This window comes from Chromohalobacter sp. 48-RD10, assembly GCF_029889785.1.
GTDB lineage: Bacteria > Pseudomonadota > Gammaproteobacteria > Pseudomonadales > Halomonadaceae > Chromohalobacter.
On record NZ_JARANX010000005.1, the window covers coordinates 140,120 to 162,615 of the forward strand.

A 22,496-nucleotide genomic window follows, 5' to 3' on the forward strand; every position below is an offset into this window, starting at 1 on the left:
TTACTCCTCCAGGCCAAATTTTTTGTCGATCTTGTTCATTCGCCAGCCGTAGAAAAAGATCAGGGCGACGAAGGTCAGGATGGAGCCTTGCTGGGCGAACCAGAATCCCAGGTCGGTCCCGCCGATGGGAATGCTGGCCAGCAACGGCCGGAAGAGGATCGCGCAGCCGTAAGAAACGAATGCCCAGACGATCAGGCAGCCGGTGATTAGTCGCACGTTGGCTTTCCAGTAAGCTTCGGCATTGGATTTGTCATCTGCCATGGTATCGCTCTCCACTGGTAGGGATATGTGGGCGTTGTGATGAAAGTTTTTGAGACGCTTCAAAGCAGTCTAAGGTATAGAACACTCTGTAGAGTGGCGTCATTGATACGATAGTGGCGCTAGACTTTTATCGACCATGGCGGTGCTGTCCGTCGTTGTGTTAATTATCTGCGATTGCCTTGAATAGTCATGCTGATGATAGTGGCCAATGACGTGGAAAAAAGAACCCCATACTTTGGTATCGAGCCCTTAGTTTAAAGAGTCATTTTTTGAATCATCATTTTTTTCATGGTGTTGTGAAGGGGACAAGACTTTTTAGCAGGCTTATAAAAAAGGCGTAAGCGAGTCTTGTGGGGCGTAAGTCAATGGCTTTTTGGGGATGCGGTTTCAGCGTAGAACGATAGTCTATGTGTCGTAATAAAATTCAGCTTTGCTACTCTTGATTACGTAATATAGTAAGCATCTTTCGGCCGTGTTACCGAAAAGTATAAGGAACATGAAGCGGTAATGATGACACCAAGTCGCGCCAGGGTCGGCACAGGACGAGGGTACTACCATGGTCGATATCAACCTCTCGCAACCACCTTTCAGCTTGCTCGATGAAACAGGGCGTCAACGCGTTCGGGACGGAGTCGATCTCGCCTATTTCAATGAGAGCGAGATTATACTCGATGCCGGACAACCTGGTGAGCATGTATTCCTGATTCACAAGGGCGAAGTGGCGGAGCTCGACCTCAACGCGAGCGAGGGGGAGCGGCGTATCGGCCACTACACGGCGAGTGATCTGTTCGGGGCGATCAGCATCCTCAACGGTACGAGTCGTTATAGGTTTCAGGCTGAGCAAGAAAGTCTGTGTTACTTGCTGCCCCGCCGGCTTTTCGAAGACATTTGCGCTGCCTATCCTGCCTTCGATAAGTACTTCCGCCAGCACCTGGCCGAAAAGGCGCGCCATGTGCTTCAGCGGCGGGCGGAGGGTGGCATGAGCATGGCACGCTTCATGCTGGCACGGGTGGCGGAATGCATGCGCGAACCCGTCATGGTCGAAGGGCATACCACGATTGCCGAGGCCGTCACGCATCTGCGCGAGCGTCATGCCGACAGCTTGTTGGTCAGTCATGCCGGGCGTTGCGGTATGGTGACCAAGACCGACCTTCTCGATGCGCTGGTTCAGCAAGGCTTGCCACATTCCTCCGAGGTGGGTGGCATCGCGCATTTTACGCTGATCACCTCGCATGCCGACGACTATCTCTTTACCGCACTGGTCAGCATGACGCGTCACGAAGTGGCGCGTGTCGTGGTCATGGAGGGCGCGCAGGCGGTGGGTGTCGTCGAGTTGACCGATGTGCTGGGCTATTTTTCGAGCCGTGCCCATGTCGTCAGTCTGCAAATCGAGCAAGCCGAGGATATCGATACCTTGGCGCGTGCCAGCGCACGACTGCCACAACTGATCCAGGCGCTGATGGCGCAAGGGGTGAAGCTGCGTTTCGCCATGGAGCTTCTGGCGGCGCTCAACGGGCGTATCATCCACAAGGTATTTCGTTTCCTGATGCCTGAAACGCAACGGGAGCAATCGTGCCTACTGGTCATGGGTAGCGAAGGACGCGGCGAGCAGATCCTCAAGACCGATCAGGACAATGCGCTGATTCTGGCCGATGGCAGCGATTGGCCGGGTATCGAAGCGGCCATGGGCAGCTTGACCGACACGCTGGGCAGGCTTGGCTATCCGCCTTGTCCGGGCAACATCATGGTTTCCAATCCGCAGTGGGTGGCGAGCGAGTCGGCATGGCGCGGCAAAATTGCCCGTTGGACCTCGAGCCGCGATCCGAATGCGTTGATGAATCTCGCCGTCATGCTTGACGCCCATGCCATCGCCGGCAACGCGAGCTTGCTCGAGGGCTTGCGTGAGCACCTGTTCGCGCGCGGTTCCCACGATGAGTTGTTACTGTCGTACTTCGCTCGGGGGGTGTTGCGTTACTCCACGCCGCTGACCCTGTTCGGCACGCTCAAGCGTCCGGAGCATGGCATCGAGATCAAGAAAGGTGGGCTTTTTCCCATCGTGCATGGTGTGCGCACTCTGGCACTAGAGCGGCGTGTCGCGGCCACTTCGACGTTTGCGCGTCTCGATGCCTTGGTCGACGACGGTCGCCTCGACCGGCCTTTCGCCGACGACCTGGGCGAAGCCATGGCACTGTTTTCCGAGCTGCGCCTGCGTCAGCAGTTGGAAAATCTGGAGGGGAACGACACGTCGCAGGAGCCCAATCGCGTCGTCGTTCAGCGTCTCAGTGGCTTCGAGCGTGACTTGCTGCGCGAGGCGTTGCGCACGGTCAAGGAGTTCAAGCAACGCTTGTCGCAGCGTTTTCATCTCGAGTATTGAGGTGCTCGTCAGGCAAGCGCCACGAATGGCTGAGTCAAGCCACTCGGACTATCGTCAGAGGCATACGGAGGTTGCGATGATAAAAGCATTACGCCGTGCCGGTGATCGACGACGCCAACTGGGCGGGCATCACGCCTGGCGCTTCGAGCCGTATTGCGGCAGCGAGGTCATTGCCCTGGACTGCGAGACGACCGATCTTGATCCGCGGCGCGCGGAGTTAGTGGCGCTGGCGGCGGTTAAAGTGCGCGATGGACGTGTCCTGACCAGCGAGTCGTTGGACCTGCGCCTACAGCGGCCGGAGAGCTTGTCGGGCGACTCCATCCGCATTCATGGTTTGCGCGGTGTCGACTTGTGGGGCGGCGAGGCATTGGGCGATGCACTCGACCGTCTGCTCGACTTCATCGGCAATCGCCCGTTGGTTGGCTGGTGTATCGACTACGACGTGGCGGTCATCAATCGCCACTTGCGCCCGCGTACGGGGTTCGACCTCCCCAATCGAACGCTGGATGTGTGCCGATTGTATGCGCGTGAACGCCGTCGCGTGCAGCCGGATATCGAGCCGGATGTGCGTTTCGAAGCCATGAGCGAGGCCTTGGGCGTGCCGGTCATGGGGCGCCATACGGCGTTGGGGGATGCCGTGACCACGGCGCTGATGTATCTGCGGTTGTGTCATGGACGTGCGATCAGTGCCTGAGCGGCCAGGTTCGAGACTTCGTCGTGATGGACTGCGGTGATAACATGGAAGGATTCACTTACCACGGCAGGTCAAAGCGCTATCGTCATGCAAGCACTCACCGGCCAAGACAAACTGGCATTCAATAAGTTGCAAAAACGCCTGCGGCGCCAGGTGGGAAACGCTATCGTCGATTACGGCATGATCCGTGACGGCGACAAGGTCATGGTATGCCTCTCCGGTGGCAAGGATTCCTACACCATGCTGGATATCCTCATGAACCTGCAGCGTAACGCGCCGGTTTCGTTCGAGCTGGTGGCCGTCAACCTCGACCAGAAACAACCGGGATTTCCCGAGCACGTTTTGCCCAAATACCTGGATGACTTGGGTGTTCCTTACCACATCGTCGAGCGTGATACCTATTCAATAGTCAAAGAGAAAACCCCGGAAGGCAAGACCACCTGCGCGCTCTGTTCGCGGCTGCGGCGTGGCACCCTCTATGGGTTCGCCGAGGAAATCGGTGCCAACAAGGTCGCGCTTGGCCATCACCGCGAGGATATGCTGGAGACGTTGTTCCTCAACATGTTCTTCGGTGGCACGCTCAAGTCCATGCCCCCCAAGCTACTCTCCGACGATAATAAGAATGTCGTCATCCGGCCCTTGGCGTATTGCCGTGAGGCCGATATCGCCGAGTACGCCGAGTGGCGCGAGTTTCCGATCATTCCCTGCGATCTGTGCGGCTCGCAGCCCAATCTCCAGCGCCAGGTGGTCAAGGAAATGCTCACTGAGTGGGAAGAGAAACACCCCGGGCGCCTGGAGACGATGTTCAAGTCGATCACCAATGTGGCGCCGTCGCAGTTGGCCGACCGAAACCTCTTCGATTTCGAAGGGCTGGAAGACAAGCAACGCGAGTTCCAGAGCAAACGTATCGAGACACTCGACGTGCTGAGCCGTGAGGCGTGACGCACTCCGCCTCCCAATGAGGCACGGCTGATATGGGCTTCGAGCATGCCTATGCCTCGACGCCACGCTCACTGACGTCACTGCACGACAGCGGCGTCTCGCCCGGCGTCGCGGCGCAGTATTTTTATCTGGACGACCTTGGCCCGCTGGAAGTGCGTGGCATGCCGCGTGTGGGGCGCTTGTTGCTGACCCACGGCGCCGGGGCAGGGCAGACCTCGTCCTTCATGCAGCGCCTGCGCGAGTCACTGGCGCTGCATGGCGTACAGGTCTGGGCCTTCGATTTCGCCTACATGCAGCGGGTATGGCATGAAAATCGTCGGCGCCCGCCGCCGCGTGTCGAGAGCCTGGTCGATGAGCTGGCCGTATGGCGCGACACGTTGAAATCGCTCGCCGACGATACACCATCGTCGCTGTGGCTGGGCGGCAAGTCGATGGGCGGACGCGTGGCGAGTCTGCTGGCGGCGCACGATCAAGCGGCGGGCCTGGCACTGTTCGGCTATCCGTTTCATCCACCCGGCAAGCCCGAGCGCACGCGACTGGCGCATTGGCCGGATCTGACCTGTCCCACCTGGGTGTTGCAGGGTACGCGAGACCCGTTCGGGGGTGACCGTGAAGTTCGCGAATATGCTTTGCCCGAGGTGGCGCACGTGCATTTTCTCGACGATGGCGATCATGATTGGCAACCGCGACGGCGAGCCGGGCATGATCAGGCAGCGTTGATCGAGGAGGCGGCACGTGTCGTGGCCGCTGCCATGCAGGCAAGTGAATGAACCAGATGAATGTAATCGGTTGACTTTCCACAGTCTCTCTGTAGAATGCAGCGCCACGTGACCAGGGGTGGTTAGCTCAGTTGGAAGAGCACCAGCCTTACAAGCTGGGGGTCACTGGTTCGAGCCCAGTACCACCCACCATTACGCGAAATGCATTTCGAGTGATGGGGAGCACGTGAAAAGAGGAATGCAGCGGACCGGTAGTTCAGTTGGTTAGAATGCCGGCCTGTCACGCCGGAGGTCGCGGGTTCGAGTCCCGTCCGGTCCGCCAATTCTTCATCGGAAATTCGACAATGTGTGGTTAGCGTTGTATTCAGCGGACCGGTAGTTCAGTTGGTTAGAATGCCGGCCTGTCACGCCGGAGGTCGCGGGTTCGAGTCCCGTCCGGTCCGCCACGATTTCCTCGCCGACGCGTCATTGACGATGAGGCATGAAGTAGTAACACGCAGTATCAAGTAGTATGCGATCCGGGTGGTTAGCTCAGCTGGTTAGAGCACCAGCCTCACATGCTGGGGGTCACAGGTTCGAGTCCTGTATCACCCACCAATCCGAGTCAAATCGGACAATGCGGACCGGTAGTTCAGTTGGTTAGAATGCCGGCCTGTCACGCCGGAGGTCGCGGGTTCGAGTCCCGTCCGGTCCGCCACGATCGCCATCGGCCAACCCTGAGTCATTGACTTGGGGTTTTGTCGTTTGGGCCTTCCTTTTTAATGCGCAGATGCGCCTGTCGCGCTGCTTCCTCAACGTCTTCCTCGACTGAGATCGCGTCGTCCTGATAGGCCTGGCACCAGGCGAGTGCCTGCGGGTAGATGTCGTCTACGGCGTTGGGGTGCGTCAGCATGTCCAGATGACCGTAATCTCTCTTCTGACCGTTCTGGCGTCCCAGTACGCGTAATGCATGCCGATGCGGGCCGCATTCCTCGACGAAGCGTGCGACATCTCGGGGGTGTCCCAGTGCCTGGTCGCGCTGTCCGGCCAGATGCAGTGTGGGGGGCAATCCTGCCTGTGCCAGGGCGGCGGCGTAATCGAAGCCATCCTCGGGGTCCCGCCACGCTGTCTCGCGCACCCAGGCGACGCTGTCGGCGTGGCTGGCGGCGTATTCGTCGTCACTGCCCCAGCGTAACGCGCGAGCCGGCAGATAACCGCACGCACGACGTGCCAGCGGTGCGAGCCCTTTCCAGATCAGGTCGATATAGAGCCTCTTGCTGGGATTCTGGACCCGGACTCGACGCTTGGTTCCGAAATAGATCTGGCTGGCGATACGCTCGCGACTGCCGGGGACGCGCGCTAGGTGCGCGGCGATCAAGACGCCGCCCCAGGAATGCGCCATGATATGGCAGCGCGATTGCCCGCTCAGATTCAGGCAGGTGGCCAGTGCGGCGGCGACTTCATCGATGATGACCTCGCGCTGCGAGAACGATACACCGCGTGCCGGACGCGGCGAGGCGCTGCCGCGACCGCGTTGATCGATCACCATGACCTCGTGGCCCTGTCGGGCGAGCCAGGGCGCGAGCCCCTTGCCGCTACGGCTGTGAAAAATGCGCCCCGACTCGATGGCGCCATGCCAGCACAGGATGGGCAGGCCGTCGATGCGTTCCGGCTGGAAGTGGGTGAGGTTCAGCTCTCCGCCGGTGGCGATGGGAATGCGATGTTGAGAGGTCTGATAGTTCATTCGGGCCTCGCTTGTCTAGCGTGAGAAGGCAGTCATGCCTGCGCCCTTGGTCGGGATTGCCTCCCGGAACGCCTTCGCTACACTGTTCATACAGTTGTTTGAAAATGTATGGTGGTTTCACACCGTGTGCAAGCGAGGACGCGCCGTGACTCAGTATCCGCATCTCTTTCGCCCGCTGACCGTGGGGCCCGTGACGCTCGATAACCGCATTCTGATGGGCTCGATGCACACCAATCTGGAAGAAGCCCCCGAAGGCTTCGCGCGTCTGGCGGCGTTCTATGCCGAACGGGCACGCGCGGGTATCTCGTTGATTGTCACCGGCGGCATCGCTCCGATTCCCGAGGGTGCTGTGTTCGAAGGCGCCGCCAAATTGACCGAGCCGGACGAGGTCGAGGCGCACCGGCAGGTGACCCAGGCAGTACATGCCGAAGGCAGCCATATCTGCATGCAGATCCTGCACGCCGGACGTTATGCCTATTCGCCTGCCCTGGTAGCGCCCTCGGCGCTCAAGGCACCGATCAACCCTTACACGCCCCGGGCGTTGAGCGGCGATGAGGTGACGGAGCAGATCGAGGCCTATGTCAATTGCGCTCAAATGGCTTGCGAGGCGGGCTACGACGGCGTCGAGGTCATGGGGTCGGAAGGCTACCTGATCAATCAGTTCCTGTGTCGGCGTACCAACCACCGCGACGACGAGTGGGGCGGCGAATTCGAGAAGCGCATGCGCTTCGCGGTGGAGATCGTGCAGCGCATTCGTCGGGCACTGGGCGATGATTTTTTGATCATCTTTCGCCTGTCGATGATCGACCTGGTCGAGGACGGCAGCAGCCATGACGAAGTCGTAGTCCTGGGGCGCGCGATCGAGGCGGCGGGCGCCAACCTGATCAATACCGGGATCGGCTGGCACGAGGCGCGAGTGCCGACCATCGTCACCAGCGTGCCGCGAGCGGCCTTTACCGAGGTCACGCGGCGCCTGCGGGAGGTGCTCAAGGTGCCGTTGATTGCCACTAATCGCATCAATATGCCCGAGGTGGCCGAGCGTGTACTGGCCGAAGGGCACGCCGACATGGTCTCGATGGCGCGCGCCTTTCTTGCCGACCCCGAGTGGGTGGCCAAAGCGTGCGAGGGGCGTGAGGCGTTCATCAATACCTGCATTGCCTGCAACCAGGCCTGTCTGGACCACACCTTCCAGGGTAAGTTGACCTCGTGCCTGGTCAATCCACGCGCCTGTCACGAGACCGAATTGACGCTCGCACCCGCAGCGACGCTGCGTGACATCGCGGTGGTCGGGGCCGGGCCGGCGGGGCTGGCGGCTGCCGTGTCGGCGGCGCAGTGCGGTCATCGCGTCACGCTTTTCGAACGCGAGGCCGAGATCGGCGGTCAATTTCGCTACGCGCAGCGTATCCCTGGCAAGGAAGAATTTCGCGAGACGCTGCGCTATTACCGCAGCATGCTCGAGGCGCTGGATGTGACGGTGTGCCTGAATACATCGGCCGAGGCACAACGCTTGCGGGCCTTCGATGTCGTGGTGCTGGCTTCGGGCGTCGCGCCGCGGGCGTTGTCGCTGCCTGGTAGCGAGGATCCGCGCGTGGTGGACTATCCCACGGCGATCATGCACCCCGAGTGTGTCGGCGAGCGCGTGGCGATCATCGGCGCCGGCGGGATCGGCTTCGATGTTGCGGAACTCTTGACCCATGCCGAGCATCCCGCGTTGGATCGCGAGGCGTGGTGTGCCGAGTGGGGCGTCGACTTGTCGTTGGCGGCACGGGGTGGTCTCGTGACACCGCAAGCGCCGAGGGTGCCCCGCGAGGTGACGCTGCTCCAGCGCAAGACCAGCAAGCCCGGCAAGGAGCTGGGCACGACCACCGGCTGGGTGCATCGTGCCGCCCTGCGCCAGCGTAGGGTGCGCATGCTCAGCGGCTGCGAGTATCTCGGCATCGACGCTGCGGGGCTGCATATCGTGCGTGATGGTCACCGGGAATGCCTCGAGGTGGAGACGGTCGTGGTGTGTGCCGGCCAGGTATCGGTGACGGATCTCGAAGCGCCGCTGACGGCGGCCGGCTGTGAAGTGCACGTCATCGGCGGGGCGCAGGCGGCGGCGGAGCTCGATGCCAAGCGGGCCATCGATCAGGGCACTCGTCTGGCGGCACGTTTATAAGAGGGTGTTTTCAAAAGGACTGCGCTCGACAATCCGGCGTTAAAATCGGCCTCGTACGCGAGCCCGGTCAAAATACTCATTTACCCCGTGTAAACTCCGTTTTTTCGCCCGATTTTGCCTTGTCTTGACTTCGCTCGCCCGTTTTGTAACTCCCCCTCTAAAAAAGCGCGTGTATAAGAAGGCGCATGCTGGCGGGCTTCCGATGAGAGGCGGCGATGAGTAGACTGGATCGAGACGCAATTTTTTGCAGGTTAACGGCAGACGTTGGCACCCGACGCCTGGCGTTGCGTTTCAAGCGTCCTTCCTTCTCGCCACCTATGAGGACAACAAGGCATGGAATCCGACTGTACGCCGCGTTTTCTGGCCAGCGACAATACCTCCGGCATCTGCCCCGAGGCGCTCGACTATATGTTGCGCGCCAACGAAAGCGATGATCTCGCCTATGGCAACGATGCCTGGACTCAGAAAGCCGCCGACCGCTTTCGTCGTTTCTTCGACTATGACTGCGACGTGTTTTTCGTCTTCAACGGTACCGCTGCCAACTCGCTGACACTCGCCTCGATGGGACAGAGCTTTCATAGCGTCATTTGCCACGAACTGGCGCATATCGAAACCGACGAATGCGGCGGCCCGGAGTTTTTCTCCAACGGCGCCAAACTGCTGACATGCTCGGGTGCGGATGGGAAGTTGACGCCCGAGGGGATCGAGTCGCTGGTAACGCAGCGTAGTGACATCCACTACCCCAAGCCGCGCACGATTTCGCTGACCCAGGCCACCGAGGTGGGCACCGTGTATACCCGCGATGAGCTGATGGCGATTCGTGCCATGGCGGATAAACATGGTCTTCACGTGCACATGGATGGGGCGCGCTTCGCCAATGCCTGTGCGTCGCTCGAGGCCACGCCGGCGGAGCTCACCTGGCAGGCCGGTGTCGATGCGTTGTGCTTTTCGGGGACCAAGAATGGCTTGCCGATGGGCGAGGCGGTGGTCTTCTTCAATCACGCCCTGGCGGAGGATTTCGGTTACCGCTGCAAGCAAGCGGGGCAACTGTCCTCCAAAATGCGCTTCATCACGGCACCTTGGCTGGGATTACTGGAAAGCGGCGCCTGGTTGCGTAACGCCGAGCATGCCAATGGCATGGCACGTTATCTTGCGGAAGGCTTCGCTGCCTTGCCGGGAGCTGAGTTGATGTTTCCCGCCCAGGCCAACAGTGTTTTCGTGACGTTGCCCGTCGCGGTACTAGAGACCCTGCGCCAGCGCGGCTGGACGTTTTACACCTTCATCGGCGCGGGCGGTGCGCGCTTCGTCTGTGCCTGGAACACCACCCAAGCACTGCTCGATCGCTTGCTCGACGATGCGCGCGACGTCTTGTCGGCTGCCTGATCGAGACGCCAGGGCGAGGGTATCGATGTACTCTCGCCTTGCCCGCCTTTTTTGGATTTCAACGAACCAATGGCCGTTTATGGGCTCTCATGTCCAGGGTCGTGGCGCTTCGTTGAAAGGAAATACTACGGGCTACGAGGGGCGCCGAATCTATCGACAAATATTGGTGACGAGGTGAGCGACATGCGCTATTTCATTGATCGACGCGCCAATGCCAAGAACAAGAGCACTGTGAACCGGCAGCGTTTCCTGCAGCGCTATCGCAGTCATATCAAGCGCTCGGTGGAGGAAGCAGTCAACCGGCGCTCGATCACCGACATGGAGCATGGCGAGAAGGTTTCGAACCTCACCAAGGACATTTCCGAGCCGGTGTTTCAGCATGGCCCTGGTGGCTCACGGACCATCGTCAGTTCCGGCAACCAGGAATTCGTCGAGGGCGATCGTGATGAGATGCTTACCATCAGTGCCATTCACGATGAACGCGGATATCGCCGCTATCAGTGGCCGCTCCCCGGTGATGCGCCAGGCGGTGACTGAAACGCGTCGCTAGCCGCGGTGCGCAGGGCTGATATACTGGCCTTCGCGCCGTCGGCGAAGTGTCGTGCCGGTGCGTCTTGAGCGTGCCGGCCTAGGCGGGTGCGACGCCCCGAGTGCAGTAGGCAGTGTAGGAGAGTGTCATGCAAAGTGCGGTGATTTTGATCGATGTGGAAAAGGGCCAGATCAATGCGGTCGCCCAGCGGTTGGCCGAGCTGGAGGGGATCAGCGAGGTGTTTTCCACCTGTGGCCGTTATGACCTGGTGTCCATTGCCCGTACGCGCGACTTCGAGTCGCTGGCGCAGCTCGTGACCGAGCGCCTGATGGAGGTCGAGGGCATTCGTGAAACGGAGACACTCAACGCCATGCAGGTGCATTCGCGTCACGATCTCGAGACCATGTTCTCGTTAGGTTGGTAGCGGCGTCCTCATCGTCTAGGGTAATCGCTCACTTCACGTTTTCGTTTTCGCAGGACAAGGACACGTCGCCGGCATGATCGCCGTTATTTTCTATCAGTTTCGGCGCTTGGTGCGTGGCGCGGGCATTTCTCTGGTTTTTGCCGTGGTGGGGTCCGGCCTGTGGTATTGGCAGGAGCGCGAGGTCCGCGACCAGCTTAGCTGGATGGGTGTGCCCGCGTGGCAGACCACCAGTTGGCAAGGATTTAACCGGGTACTGCGTAGTGACGCCTTTCTGGTGGGGTGGTCGGATATTCGGGTCAGCCCCCTATGGGTCAGTTATTCGCTTCATGAAACGCCTGATGCGCCGATCGGTGATCGCCCGCATGGCTTTGCGCAGGACTGGCGCTCGTTGTGGCCGGTCACTTCGGATCAGTACACGCACAGCGGCTACGACCGCGGCCACCTGGCTCCCAACTACGCCATTGCCCGCGTATACGGGCGTGAGGCCCAGCTCGATACCTTCCAGATGACCAATATCACGCCGCAGCGCCCCGATTTGAACCGGCGTGTGTGGCAACGTCTCGAAGAGGTCGTGATGGACGATTTCCTACCGCGCTTCGAGCAACTCCGAGTGGTCACCGGTCCGGTCTTCGATGAGCGCTTCATGCATCGGGTGGGCTTCACCCAAGTGCCGTCGGCGTTTTACAAGATCATCGTGGTGCCTGGTGAGCATCCGCGGGCGCTGGCGTTCCTGATTCCGCAGACGGTGCGTGGCGACGAGCCGCTCGACCGTTTTCTGGTCAGTATCGATGAGCTCGAAGCGAGAACGCGGCTCGATTTTTTCCCACGCTTGCCGGAAGGTGTCGAAACGTCCTTGGAAGCGAATATCGAGACAGACGGGTGGGGATTGCAGCGTGTCGCGCGGCGACCCGGGCGTTACCAATAGGAGAATAGGGAGTTACAGAAAGGGGGTTCTAGAGAACGGGACTTTGAAACGTTATAAATCAGCATGCACGGTGGTGCCCAGGAGAGGACTTGAACCTCCACGTCCATACGGACACTAGCACCTGAAGCTAGCGCGTCTACCAATTCCGCCACCTGGGCGCGTCATGCACTTTACTGATGTTTCTGATGGTGCCCGGAAGAGGACTTGAACCTCCACGTCCATACGGACACTAGCACCTGAAGCTAGCGCGTCTACCAATTCCGCCATCCGGGCGTTGCCTTGCGTCGATCTCGTGAAAGATCGATGGTGCCCAGGAGAGGACTTGAACCTCCACGTCCATACGGACACTAGCACCTGAAGCTAGCGCGTCTACCAATTCCGCCACCTGGGCAAGGCGCGATGTATAATACCCATTTTGAGTGCGAATGCAAGCCACTTCGCCATGCATCATGCCTTGTTTCTTGGCAGGCAGGTAGTCGTCATGGTTGGGTCGACTGGCTGTGCCCGCTATACTGGCGGCATGATTGAATTTTATAACAACGCCATTGGCGCACCACGTTTACTTGCCACTTCGCCTGTAAGGAAGTCATTACCATGAATCATTGGAAGCTCAGTGACGATCCGCATGCGGAACGTGAAGCGAGTAAATACGATAATCCGGTCCCCAGCCGCGAATACTTGTTCGCCCGCCTGGAAGAATACGGTAAGCCCATCACACCCGAAGACCTCAGTAGTATGCTGGCGGTGGATGATGAAGAGCGCCTGGAAGGCGTGCGTCGTCGGCTTGCTGCGATGGAGCGTGAAGGCCAGATACTACGCAATCGACGTGGCGCCTACGCGTTGATCGACAAGCTCGACCTCATCAAGGGGAAGGTCCAGGGCCACCGTGATGGCATGGGCTTCTTGATCCGAGAAGATGGCAAGAAGCCCGACCTGGTGATGCCGCCACGTCAAATGCGGCGTGTCTTCGACGGCGATCAGGTGTTGGTGCGTGTCAGCGGTCGTGATCGGCGCGGGCGTGACGAAGCGACCATCGTTGAAGTCATCGCCCGCAACACGCAGTCGCTGGTGGGCATCTATCGTCAGAATACCGCCGAATTCGGCGTGCTGATTCCCGAGAAATCGCGCATCGCTCAGGAAGTCATCATCCCGCATAGTGTCAGCGGCGGCGCGCGTGACGGACAGATCGTCTCGGCTCGTATCACCCAGCAGCCGGCGACCCGCGTGCAGCCGGTGGGCGAAGTCACGGAAGTGCTCGGCGAACGCATGGATCCCGGGATGGAAATCGACATCGCCATCCGCAGTTACGAGATTCCTGCCGAATTTCCGCCCGAAGTGCATGCCGAGATCGCCGACATGTCCACGTCCGTGGACGAGGCCGACAAGCAGCACCGCATCGACTTGCGCGATGTGCCGCTGGTGACCATCGACGACGAGTCCGCCAAGGACTTCGACGATGCCGTCTGTGCCTGGAAGACCAAGTCCGGGGGTTGGAAACTCTTGGTGGCCATCGCCGACGTGTCGCACTACGTGCGTCCGGGGAGCGCGCTGGATCAGGAGGCGTTGACGCGCGGCACCTCGGTCTACTTCCCCGGCCAGGTCGTGCCGATGCTGCCGGAGTTGCTCTCGAACGGGCTGTGCTCGCTCAATCCCGAGGTCGACCGTCTGGCGCTGGTCTGCGAGATGAACATTTCACCGAACGGTGCGATCAGCCGTTACCGTTTCTACGAAGCGGTCTTCCAATCCCATGCGCGCCTGACCTACAACAAAGTCTCCTCGATTCTCGATGACGAAGGCCCCGAAGGGGATGCTCTGCGCGAGCAGTATCGCGATCTCGTGCCATCGCTCAAGAATCTCAAGAGTCTCTACACGATCCTGAGGCAAGCCCGCGAGGAACGCGGCGCCATCGATTTCGAGACGACCGAGACGGCCATCGTCTTCAACGATCAGCGCAAGATCGAGAAAATCGTGCCGCGCTCGCGCAACGATGCGCACAAGATCATCGAAGAGTGCATGCTGGCCGCTAATGTGGCGACGGCGCGCTTTCTCGACAAGCATGATCTGCCGGCGCTGTATCGCATTCACGAGAAGCCCTCGCCGGAACGCCTGGACAAGTTGCGTCTGTTCCTCAACGAGTTGGGGCTGTCTCTGGGCGGGGGTGACGATCCCACGCCGCAGGACTACCGTGACCTTGCCGAGGCGATCAAGGGTCGTCCCGACGCCGACGTCATCCAGACGGTGATGCTGCGTTCGATGAGTCGTGCGGTTTATTCGCCACAGAACGATGGCCACTTCGGTCTGGCGTATCCTGCCTATGCGCACTTCACTTCGCCGATTCGTCGCTACCCGGATCTGCTCGTGCATCGCGCTATTCGCTCGGTGATTCGCGGTCCGCGGCAGACCAATACGGTGCTGCGTGCTGAAGGCGCGCCGGTAGAGCCGCCCAGCCAATGGGCACCGTATAGTTTCGAGCAAATGCTCGAGCTCGGTGAGCATTGCTCGATGACCGAGCGTCGTGCCGACGATGCCACGCGTGACGTGGAGGACTGGCTGAAGTGCGAGTTCATGTCGGACAAGCTGGGTGAGGTTTTCGAGGGCACCATCGCCTCGGTAACGCAGTTCGGCGTTTTCGTGCGTCTCGACGACGTCTATGTCGAGGGTCTGGTCCACGTGACCTCGCTGCCGTCCGATTATTATCATTACGAGGCCGAGAAACACCGTCTCAAGGGTGAGCGTAGCGGCATGTCCTACCGACTGGGCGATGGGGTCACCGTGCAGGTGGCGCGCGTCGACCTGGACGATCGCAAGATCGACTTCGAACTGGCCGACGAGAAACCGCGTCCGCAGAACCCCGCTCGGCGCAAGAAATCCCCTAGCGATGGTGCATCGGCACGCGGCAAGCAGGGCGAAGGGCAAGCCGGCAACGCGACGAAGAAGGAGCGTGACGGCAATAAGCCGCGTCGGCGTTCGCGAGGCGGCAAGGGCGGCGGCAAAGGTGACAAGCGTTGAATAGGCGCCATAGAGCGGGTAGTAGAGCATCATGAAAGCTAAACCTTCCCGGGCGCGTGTCGCGACACCCGAAGGCTTGGACGCCGTGTATGGTGTGCACGCCGTGCGGGCATTGTTCGAGCGAGGCCAGCCGCCACGAGAGCTCTGGTTGCAGGAAGGGCGTGCCGAGGCACGCCTTGAAAGCCTTCTGGAGAGCGCCCGTCAGGCTGGCATCAAGTGCGTCGGCGTCGCCCGCGAAACGCTCGATGGAGTGGCCAAGGGTGCCGTGCATCAAGGAGTGATCGCCTTCGCGCCACCGCTGCAGGCCGAGAGCGAGGAAGCGCTTTGGTTTCGCCTCGGTGCCTGGCAGCAGCCGTCTCTGCCGTTATTGTTGATCCTCGATGGGGTGACCGATCCACATAACTTCGGTGCCTGCCTGCGCAGCGCCGACGCGGCAGGTGCGCACGGTGTCATCGTACCCAAGGACAAGGCCGCGCCCCTCAACACCACGGTGCGCAAGGTGGCCTGCGGCGCTGCCGATGTCACGCCTGTCTATCAGGTCACCAACTTGTCGCGGGCGATGGCGCGCCTCAAGACGCACGGGGTATGGATCGTCGGTACGGCGGGCGAGTCGGCGCAGGACCTTTACGAGATCGACTTGGTAGGGCCGGTGGCCATTGTCATGGGCGCCGAAAGCAAAGGCATGCGCCGGCTGACGCGCGAGGGCTGCGATCTGCTCGCCAAACTGCCCATGGCGGGTAGTGTTTCCAGTCTCAATGTCTCGGTTGCCACAGGCGTGTGTCTGTTCGAAGCCGTGCGCCAACGCCATGACGCTTGATGCCTGGTTGGGCGAGACAAGTTGCATGCACGCGGGGTGATCACTACAATTGGTCGGCTTTCCGGGCATCGTTTTGCGTGTCTGGAAACATAGAGATTTTCTCTCCTTGCTTCTCGCGGTCCTGCAGCCTTGTATAGGTACTTGTGCATGACGGGCCTCGTGGAAGCTGTCAAACCGTAAGGAGCTATCATGCGTCATTACGAAATCGTGTTCATGGTCCACCCGGATCAGAGCGAGCAGGTGCCGGCCATGGTCGAGCGCTATACCGGGCTCGTTACCGAAAACGGCGGCACTGTGCATCGTCTGGAAGATTGGGGGCGTCGTCATCTGGCCTACCCGATCAACAAGATCCACAAGGCCCACTATGTACTGATGAACATCGAGTGCAGCGGCGAAACTCTCGACGAAATCGAGAATATCTTCCGCTTCAACGATGCCATCATCCGTAGCCTGGTGGTGCGTTGCAAAGAGGCGGTCACCGAAGCGTCTCCGATGATGAAGCCGGCTGAAGAAAAGACGCGTCGTCGTGAAGAGAAAAACGAGCGTCCGAACGTTGAGCGTTCCGAAACGAACGCTGATGCCGACGCCGAAGCTGAAGCCAACTGATTCGTACCTCTGGAGGATAAACCATGGCACGCTTTTTCCGTCGCCGTAAGTTTTGCCGCTTCACCGCCGAAGGCGTGAAGTACATCGATTACAAGGATCTTGATACCCTCAAGTCCTATATCACTGAAACCGGTAAGATTGTCCCCAGCCGCATTACCGGCACCAAGGCTCGTTATCAGCGTCAGCTGTCCACGGCCATCAAGCGCGCTCGTTATCTGGCGCTGCTGCCTTATACCGACAGTCACCAGTAAAACAAGGCGACTGGCGCGATGCAGGCACTGGCCCGTTGGGTAATGCGTGGTACTCCGCAGGCGGCGATGGTCACGTTGATTGCGGCGTTGATTCCCTGGTTGTTCTGGCTGAGTGCCGCCGTCGCCGCGCTGGTAACGTTACGTCGCGGTCTGGGCCCTGGCCTGCCCGTCTTGATTACCGCCGCGCTGCCAGCCGGCTGGTGGTGGGTGCAGGGGGATGCCGTTCCGCTTGCCAGCGTTTTGCTGGTGACGCTGATGGCGACCATACTACGCGCTCGGATGCGTTGGGGGGAGACCCTGATTGCCGGCATGCTGGTCTGTGTGGTGCTGGTCCAGTCCGGCATTTTCCTTCCTCCGGGTGGGGCGGGACCGCTGCTCGAACAGGTGCGCCAGAATTCGGCGGACGTCGATGCCATGCTCACCGAGATGAGTGCCCAGGGTGTGCCCAGCGAACAGTTGGCGGGCATGTTGATTGGCGGCGTGACAGGGCTAGTGGTACTGCTTGCGGCAGTCGCTTGTTTGGCACTAGCGCGTAGCTGGCAAGCCGGGTTGTATAACCCCGGCGGCTTTCGCAACGAGTTCCATGCGCTGCGCTTGAACACCAAGGAGCTTTTGCTGCTGGTAGGCGTTGGTGTATTGGGCGTGCTGGTATCCATGCCGATGGCGACGATGCTGGCGTGGATACCCTTGCTCGTGGCAGGCATTGCGCTGGTGCATGGTTGGATTGGATTGAAGGGGATGAGCGGGTTCTGGTTGGTCGGCTTTTATGCATTGCTGCTGACGACTTGGCCCACGATTCTGGTTGTGCTGTTGCTGGCCGTTGTCGATACTTTCGCGGATTTCCGCGCACGTTTGGCCGGCAACCACTGATGAGAGGTTAACGAGATGGATATCATTCTGCTCGATAAGATTGGCAAGCTGGGTAACTTGGGTGACCAAGTCGCCGTCAAGGCCGGTTATGGTCGCAACTACTTGGTGCCTTACGGTTTGGCCGTGCCGGCCACCAAAGAAAACGTTGCCGCTTTTGAAGCGCAACGTGCCGAGCTCGAAGCGCAAGCCGCAGAGCGTAAGTCCGAAGCCGAAGCACGCGCTGAACAGCTGGCTGAAATCGAGCTGTCGTTGGTCGCCAAGGCGGGTGATGAAGGCAAGCTTTTCGGCTCTATCGGCCCGCGTGATCTGGCTGACGCACTGACGCAGGCAGGCCTTGATGTGGTCAAGCGCGAAGTGCGTATGCCAGAAGGCCCGATTCGCCGGACTGGTGAGTACGACATTACGCTGCAACTGCACTCGGAAGTCGCTACCAGCGTGCGCATCGTGATCGTGGCCGAGTAAGCGATTACCGCCAAGTGACATGCCGGTATGGGGCGCGAAGGTTAACCTTCGCGCCCTTTTTGTGCCATGACCCACGGGCTTGGGGTACGTGAGACAGGGGCCATGAGGTGCAAAGGTATAGCCATCACGGCATCATGGGGGTGGCCGAAACGGTGACCGTCTGCACTTCACCGACCTTCGATATCGACCGGTCAGGAAACGAGCATGAGCGAATACGTCGAGCACGACCAGGAAACTGCGGCTCTCAAGGTGCCGCCACACTCGCTGGAAGCTGAGCAATCAGTGCTCGGCGGGCTGATGCTGGACAATAGCGCCTGGGATACGGTTTCCGAGCGTCTGACCGCTGACGATTTCTATCGCTACGAACATCGTCTGACCTTCAATGCGATGGCGCAGCTCGCCGAAGCAGGGCATCCGCTCGATGTGGTCACGCTCTCGGAGGCGCTGGAAAACCGCGATCAGTTGGAAGGCGTGGGCGGACTGGCTTACTTGGCCGAGTTGGCGCGCAACACGCCATCGGCGAGTAACATTCGTGCGTACACCGATATCGTGCGCGAGCGTGCCACCTTGCGCAAGTTGATCCAGGCAGCCAATCAGATCGCTGAAGGCGCCTTTGCTCCGCAGGGCCGGCCCTCTGACGAGCTGGTCAATGAAGCCGAGCGCCTGGTATTTCAGATCAGTGAGGACCGTCCCAAGACCGGTGGGGCGATCGGTATGAGCGACCTGCTCAGCAAGGCCGTCGATCGTATCGACGAGCTTTTCAACATGCAGGGCGAGATGACGGGGCTTTCCTCCGGCTTCCGGGATCTGGACGAGATGACGTCGGGGCTGCAACCGTCGGATCTTATTATCATCGCCGGACGCCCTTCCATGGGTAAGACGACATTCGCCATGAATGTGGTCGAGCATGCGGTCATCTCCAGTGACAAGCCTATCATGGTGTTTTCCATGGAAATGCCCGCCGATGCCTTGATGCTGCGCATGCTGTCCTCGTTGGGGCGTATCGATCAGACGCGTGTGCGCACCGGGCAACTGGAAGACGAAGACTGGCCGCGCCTGACCTCGGCGGTCAACTTGCTCAAGGACAAGCAACTCTTCATTGACGATACGGCAGGACTTTCACCTAATGAGATGCGCTCACGCACTCGGCGTCTGGCGCGCGAGCACGGTAACATCGGCATGATCATGATCGACTATTTGCAGCTCATGCAGATCCCCGGTTTTTCCGAGAACCGTACCGGCGAGATTTCCGAAATCTCGCGCTCGCTCAAGGCCTTGGCCAAGGAGTTCAACTGCCCGGTCGTCGCGTTGTCGCAGCTCAACCGCTCGCTCGAGCAGCGGCCCAACAAGCGGCCGGTGATGTCGGATCTTCGCGAGTCGGGGGCTATCGAGCAGGATGCCGACGTCATCGCCTTCGTCTATCGTGATGAAGTCTATAATCCTGACAACCCCGACAATCACGGCCTGGCTGAACTGATTATCGGCAAGCAACGTAACGGCCCGATCGGGACCGTGCACATGGCCTTCATCGGCAAGTACACACGTTTTGAGGATCTCGCTCCCGACAGCTACGGTCAGCATATGGACGAGTGATGATGGCCAGGCAAACATGCCGGTGTTGCCTTATAATGCCGGCTCGCAAGTGAACAGGAGGGGAGATGGCGAGCGGATTTCAACGTGGCAAGAAACGTACCCCTAAGCTCGAGGGGCGCGGTAAACTGGAAAGCGTCGAGCGTGAAGGGCCGTTCAAGGAATGGTTGGGGATGCCCGATCTCTACCGTTATTCTCTGGTCGTCGATGGTGAAACATACAGCTATCAGACTGAGGATGCCGAACTGCCTGTCGCGATCGGTGATCTAGTGGTGTTTCGCTACAAGGAAACCCGTGCGGGCAACTGGGTCGATCGTAACTCGCTCGGGGTGGCTATCGATCCATCCACGTACCAGCGTGATTCTTGATACATCACGTTGAGTGAACGCAGGGGCCGGTATGCCGGCTCCTGGCGAGCGGGGTTGTCGGGTCGGACCCCGTCTCATTGTTTGAGCGTTTCATATCCTTTCCTTCCTTTATGTATTTCCCTCGCCAAGTGCGCCAGTGGTGGAACTTCTTGCGCGGCGATGCGTCTCAATGAGTGTATTTTTCCTCTTTTCAGTCAAGGTTTAGACGGATGGCACGCTCTTCGACGAGACGTTGATCACTGTCTTCGTCATACTTATTGCAACATTTCTGTCATCTGAACAAGGCAAGATGGACGTGCGCTGCGCTAAGTGGCGTATGCCTTTTCGAGTTTTATTTTCTCAGGGAGAACGTTATGGAAATCAAAGAGCTCAAACACTTCATGGATGCGGAGCATAACTTCGAGATTCGCGTCATAAGCCACGCAGGCAGTCGTCTGTACCGCGTCGAGATGGAGGACATCGAAGGCCAGTGCTACCCGCTGATGCGGCGTGGCAAACCGATGCTGTTTCGTGCCCTGGACGATGTCTATGCCGAGCTCAATCAGGCAGGAATCCATCGCGCCTATCTCGTACAGTGGGTGGCCCATGACGAGGTGATCGGTCGTGACACTCATTATCAGTCTCCGCTGACTTCGCGCGTGCCGTTGGTATTTTGACGTCCCACGCATGATTCATCCAACGTGCGTCCAGCGCTCCATTCACCCACCGCAATGCTGAATTTATAGCCCGGCGAGAAGCCGGGGCCTGGGTGCGAAGGCACCGGGCATTTCCCTCGCTTGAAGCCTCACTCCCCATAGTCTTTTGCATGCTGCCCTTGCCCATAGGGTGACGTCCACGTCAGCGTATCGAGAAAAGTCTCCGCCCGTTCGCGCAATGCCCGACGCTTCTCAGCCGGCATTTTGTTGAGCGTGCCGTAGATGACGCGCATGCGAGGATTATCAGCAAGCTGGTCGGCATGGCGTTCCAGAAAGCGCCAGTACAAGGCGTTGAGCGGGCAGGCATCGTCGCCTACGCTTTGTTTTGGATCATAGCGACACTGGGAGCAGTGATCCGACATGCGATCAATGTACTTGCCCGAGGCACAATAGGGCTTGGAGCCCAGGTAACCGCCGTCGGCATGCAGCACCATACCCAGCGTGTTGGGTAGTTCGACCCATTCGCAGGCGTCGGCGTAAACCGCGAGATACCAATCGCACAAGGCCGCAGGACGCACATCGCAGAGCAGGGCGAAATTGCCCGTGACCATCAAGCGCTGGATGTGATGCGCATAGGCATTGTCGTGCGTCATTTCGATGGCACGCTTGAGGCAGCGCAGATCGGTATCGCCGTCCCAGTAGCACTGAGGAAGTCCGCTGCTGGTACCGAGCTTGTTCTCGCGCTTGTAAGCGGGCATACGGTGCCAGTAGATACCGCGAACGTACTCTCGCCATCCCAGTATCTGGCGAATGAAACCCTCGACGGCATTGAGTGGCGCCGCACCACGTTGCCAAGCGTCTTGCGCCGCCTCGCATACCTCCCCGGGGGATAGCAGACCGATATTGAGTGCAGCGGAGAGCCTGGAGTGGAAGAGGTAGGGCGCCGTATCGCTGATGGCATCCTGGTAGGTACCGAACGCGGGCAAGGCTTGGGCGACGAAGTGGCGCAGATCGGCAAGCGCCTGGCGTCGGGTGACGGACCAGTTGAAGCCTTCCAGGCGTCCGACGTGATCGGCAAACCGTGTCTCGACGAGAGCCAGTACTTCTCGAGTGATGGCGTCCTGACGATGGCGAGGCGGTGAGGGTGGCGACGGTGCGTCATCGATGGGCGCACGATTGTCGCGGTCGAAGTTCCACTGCCCGCCGATCGGTGCGTTGCCGTCCATCAGTAGCCCGGTGCGTCGACGAAGCATGCGATAGAAGTCTTCCATGCGTGGCCGCTTGCGGCCTTCCATCCAGGCATCGAAATCGCGGTGAGAACAAAAGAAACGGGTATCTTCAACGATATGCCAGCGCGGTGTTCGGGCCTGCGCCTGCCGTGCCTCCATGGCCTCCAGCAGGCGCCACTCTCCTGGCCGGGTCACGTGGATCTCATCGCAGTCGTAGCGTTTCGCCAGGCGTTCAGCCTCTGCGATCAACGAGTGTCGGTTGTCGGGATCGTCGAGAGCCGAATAATGCACGCGATAGCCCCGCTGGCGCAGATCGGCGGCGAAATGTCGCATCGCAGCGAGCATCATGGCGATCTTTTGCGGATGGTGGGGAACGTAGCGTCCTTCTTCATCGACTTCGCAGAGTGCGACCGTCGCTCCTGGCGGCGCATCCTGCAGTATGGGCAGCGTCAGGCTGAGCTGGTCGCCGAGCACGAGTCGTAATGACTTGGGCATAAGTTATCCAAATATTGTACAAATAGCCTTCA

The 22,496-nt window shown here is 59.7% G+C and carries 20 protein-coding genes, 8 tRNA genes and 1 pseudogene; 23 read left to right on the top strand and 6 right to left on the bottom strand.

The genetic code is table 11. The annotated features are described in order from the left end of the window. Positions 1–261, bottom strand: a complete 261-nt coding sequence (locus OP496_RS07975; RefSeq protein ID WP_280563023.1) for a DUF4212 domain-containing protein — start codon at positions 259–261, stop codon at positions 1–3. 556 nt (positions 262–817) lie between these two features. On the opposite strand from OP496_RS07975, the gene OP496_RS07980 reads away from it, so the two are divergent. The 9 genes from OP496_RS07980 to OP496_RS08020 all read left to right on the top strand — a co-directional run bounded on the left by OP496_RS07980 (position 818) and on the right by OP496_RS08020 (position 5,687). Beyond that, the gene (locus OP496_RS07980; RefSeq protein ID WP_280563024.1) at positions 818–2,635 is read left to right on the top strand and encodes a DUF294 nucleotidyltransferase-like domain-containing protein; all 1,818 of its coding nucleotides are present in this window, start codon (positions 818–820) and stop codon (positions 2,633–2,635) included. A 76-nt stretch (positions 2,636–2,711) separates the two neighbouring features. Next, positions 2,712–3,329, top strand: coding sequence for a 3'-5' exonuclease (locus OP496_RS07985; RefSeq protein ID WP_280563025.1), 618 nt, complete (start codon positions 2,712–2,714; stop codon positions 3,327–3,329). A gap of 87 nt (positions 3,330–3,416) precedes the next feature. Then, entirely contained in the window at positions 3,417–4,271 is an 855-nt protein-coding gene (ttcA, locus tag OP496_RS07990) for a tRNA 2-thiocytidine(32) synthetase TtcA (protein ID WP_280563026.1), read from the top strand. 32 nt (positions 4,272–4,303) lie between these two features. Next, positions 4,304–5,041 carry an alpha/beta family hydrolase gene (locus OP496_RS07995; RefSeq protein WP_280563029.1) on the top strand — a complete coding sequence of 246 codons (738 nt, stop codon included), beginning with the start codon at positions 4,304–4,306 and terminating at the stop codon, positions 5,039–5,041. A gap of 65 nt (positions 5,042–5,106) precedes the next feature. Further along, positions 5,107–5,182: transfer RNA gene (locus tag OP496_RS08000), tRNA-Val, on the top strand. Between the two features lie 53 nt (positions 5,183–5,235). Beyond that, positions 5,236–5,312 (top strand) — tRNA-Asp (locus OP496_RS08005). A 47-nt stretch (positions 5,313–5,359) separates the two neighbouring features. Beyond that, positions 5,360–5,436 (top strand) — tRNA-Asp (locus OP496_RS08010). 74 nt (positions 5,437–5,510) lie between these two features. Then, a tRNA-Val gene (locus tag OP496_RS08015) sits at positions 5,511–5,587 on the top strand. Between the two features lie 23 nt (positions 5,588–5,610). Beyond that, positions 5,611–5,687: transfer RNA gene (locus OP496_RS08020), tRNA-Asp, on the top strand. 24 nt (positions 5,688–5,711) lie between these two features. On the opposite strand, the gene OP496_RS08025 is transcribed toward OP496_RS08020, so the two are convergent. Further along, the gene (locus OP496_RS08025) at positions 5,712–6,713 is read right to left on the bottom strand and encodes an alpha/beta fold hydrolase (protein WP_280563031.1); all 1,002 of its coding nucleotides are present in this window, start codon (positions 6,711–6,713) and stop codon (positions 5,712–5,714) included. Positions 6,714–6,858: 145 nt separating this feature from the next. On the opposite strand from OP496_RS08025, the gene OP496_RS08030 reads away from it, so the two are divergent. The 5 genes and pseudogenes from OP496_RS08030 to OP496_RS08050 all read left to right on the top strand — a co-directional run bounded on the left by OP496_RS08030 (position 6,859) and on the right by OP496_RS08050 (position 12,132). Then, positions 6,859–8,871, top strand: a complete 2,013-nt coding sequence (locus tag OP496_RS08030) for an NADPH-dependent 2,4-dienoyl-CoA reductase (protein ID WP_280563032.1) — start codon at positions 6,859–6,861, stop codon at positions 8,869–8,871. Positions 8,872–9,204: 333 nt separating this feature from the next. After that, a complete protein-coding gene (locus tag OP496_RS08035) occupies positions 9,205–10,254 on the top strand; it encodes a low specificity L-threonine aldolase (RefSeq protein ID WP_280563033.1) in 1,050 nt (349 codons plus the stop codon). A 183-nt stretch (positions 10,255–10,437) separates the two neighbouring features. Beyond that, positions 10,438–10,698, top strand: a pseudogene (locus tag OP496_RS08040) (DUF444 family protein); the annotation flags it as partial. A 233-nt stretch (positions 10,699–10,931) separates the two neighbouring features. Continuing rightward, positions 10,932–11,207, top strand: a complete 276-nt coding sequence (locus OP496_RS08045) for an Lrp/AsnC ligand binding domain-containing protein (protein WP_280563034.1) — start codon at positions 10,932–10,934, stop codon at positions 11,205–11,207. Positions 11,208–11,280: 73 nt separating this feature from the next. Continuing rightward, positions 11,281–12,132 (top strand): DNA/RNA non-specific endonuclease, encoded by an 852-nt coding sequence (locus tag OP496_RS08050; protein ID WP_280563035.1) that lies wholly within the window; start codon positions 11,281–11,283, stop codon positions 12,130–12,132. A gap of 71 nt (positions 12,133–12,203) precedes the next feature. Here OP496_RS08050 and OP496_RS08055 read toward each other — a convergent pair. The 3 genes from OP496_RS08055 to OP496_RS08065 form a co-directional block, all read right to left on the bottom strand. After that, positions 12,204–12,290 (bottom strand) — tRNA-Leu (locus tag OP496_RS08055). Positions 12,291–12,318: 28 nt separating this feature from the next. Beyond that, positions 12,319–12,405, bottom strand: a tRNA-Leu gene (locus OP496_RS08060). Between the two features lie 31 nt (positions 12,406–12,436). After that, positions 12,437–12,523 (bottom strand) — tRNA-Leu (locus OP496_RS08065). 203 nt (positions 12,524–12,726) lie between these two features. Here OP496_RS08065 and rnr point away from each other — a divergent pair. The 9 genes from rnr (at position 12,727) to OP496_RS08110 (ending at position 20,761) form a co-directional block, all read left to right on the top strand. Beyond that, positions 12,727–15,141 carry a ribonuclease R gene (gene rnr / locus OP496_RS08070; protein ID WP_280563036.1) on the top strand — a complete coding sequence of 805 codons (2,415 nt, stop codon included), beginning with the start codon at positions 12,727–12,729 and terminating at the stop codon, positions 15,139–15,141. 31 nt (positions 15,142–15,172) lie between these two features. Further along, positions 15,173–15,958, top strand: coding sequence for a 23S rRNA (guanosine(2251)-2'-O)-methyltransferase RlmB (gene rlmB, locus OP496_RS08075; protein WP_280563039.1), 786 nt, complete (start codon positions 15,173–15,175; stop codon positions 15,956–15,958). A 189-nt stretch (positions 15,959–16,147) separates the two neighbouring features. Continuing rightward, the gene (rpsF, locus tag OP496_RS08080) at positions 16,148–16,564 is read left to right on the top strand and encodes a 30S ribosomal protein S6 (RefSeq protein WP_280563040.1); all 417 of its coding nucleotides are present in this window, start codon (positions 16,148–16,150) and stop codon (positions 16,562–16,564) included. Between the two features lie 23 nt (positions 16,565–16,587). Next, complete coding sequence (gene rpsR, locus OP496_RS08085; protein WP_040244525.1) at positions 16,588–16,815, top strand: 30S ribosomal protein S18; 228 nt, start codon at positions 16,588–16,590, stop codon at positions 16,813–16,815. Between the two features lie 18 nt (positions 16,816–16,833). Further along, positions 16,834–17,685 (top strand): hypothetical protein, encoded by an 852-nt coding sequence (locus OP496_RS08090; protein ID WP_280563041.1) that lies wholly within the window; start codon positions 16,834–16,836, stop codon positions 17,683–17,685. A gap of 15 nt (positions 17,686–17,700) precedes the next feature. Beyond that, the gene (gene rplI / locus OP496_RS08095) at positions 17,701–18,147 is read left to right on the top strand and encodes a 50S ribosomal protein L9 (protein WP_280563043.1); all 447 of its coding nucleotides are present in this window, start codon (positions 17,701–17,703) and stop codon (positions 18,145–18,147) included. A 204-nt stretch (positions 18,148–18,351) separates the two neighbouring features. Continuing rightward, positions 18,352–19,740 (top strand): replicative DNA helicase, encoded by a 1,389-nt coding sequence (gene dnaB, locus OP496_RS08100; RefSeq protein ID WP_280563045.1) that lies wholly within the window; start codon positions 18,352–18,354, stop codon positions 19,738–19,740. Between the two features lie 65 nt (positions 19,741–19,805). Then, complete coding sequence (locus OP496_RS08105; protein WP_280563047.1) at positions 19,806–20,105, top strand: hypothetical protein; 300 nt, start codon at positions 19,806–19,808, stop codon at positions 20,103–20,105. 353 nt (positions 20,106–20,458) lie between these two features. Then, positions 20,459–20,761 carry a DUF6482 family protein gene (locus OP496_RS08110; protein WP_280563048.1) on the top strand — a complete coding sequence of 101 codons (303 nt, stop codon included), beginning with the start codon at positions 20,459–20,461 and terminating at the stop codon, positions 20,759–20,761. A 128-nt stretch (positions 20,762–20,889) separates the two neighbouring features. Here OP496_RS08110 and OP496_RS08115 read toward each other — a convergent pair whose 3' ends face one another. Next, positions 20,890–22,464, bottom strand: a complete 1,575-nt coding sequence (locus tag OP496_RS08115; protein ID WP_280563049.1) for a cryptochrome/photolyase family protein — start codon at positions 22,462–22,464, stop codon at positions 20,890–20,892. Between the last annotated feature and the right edge of the window lie 32 nt (positions 22,465–22,496).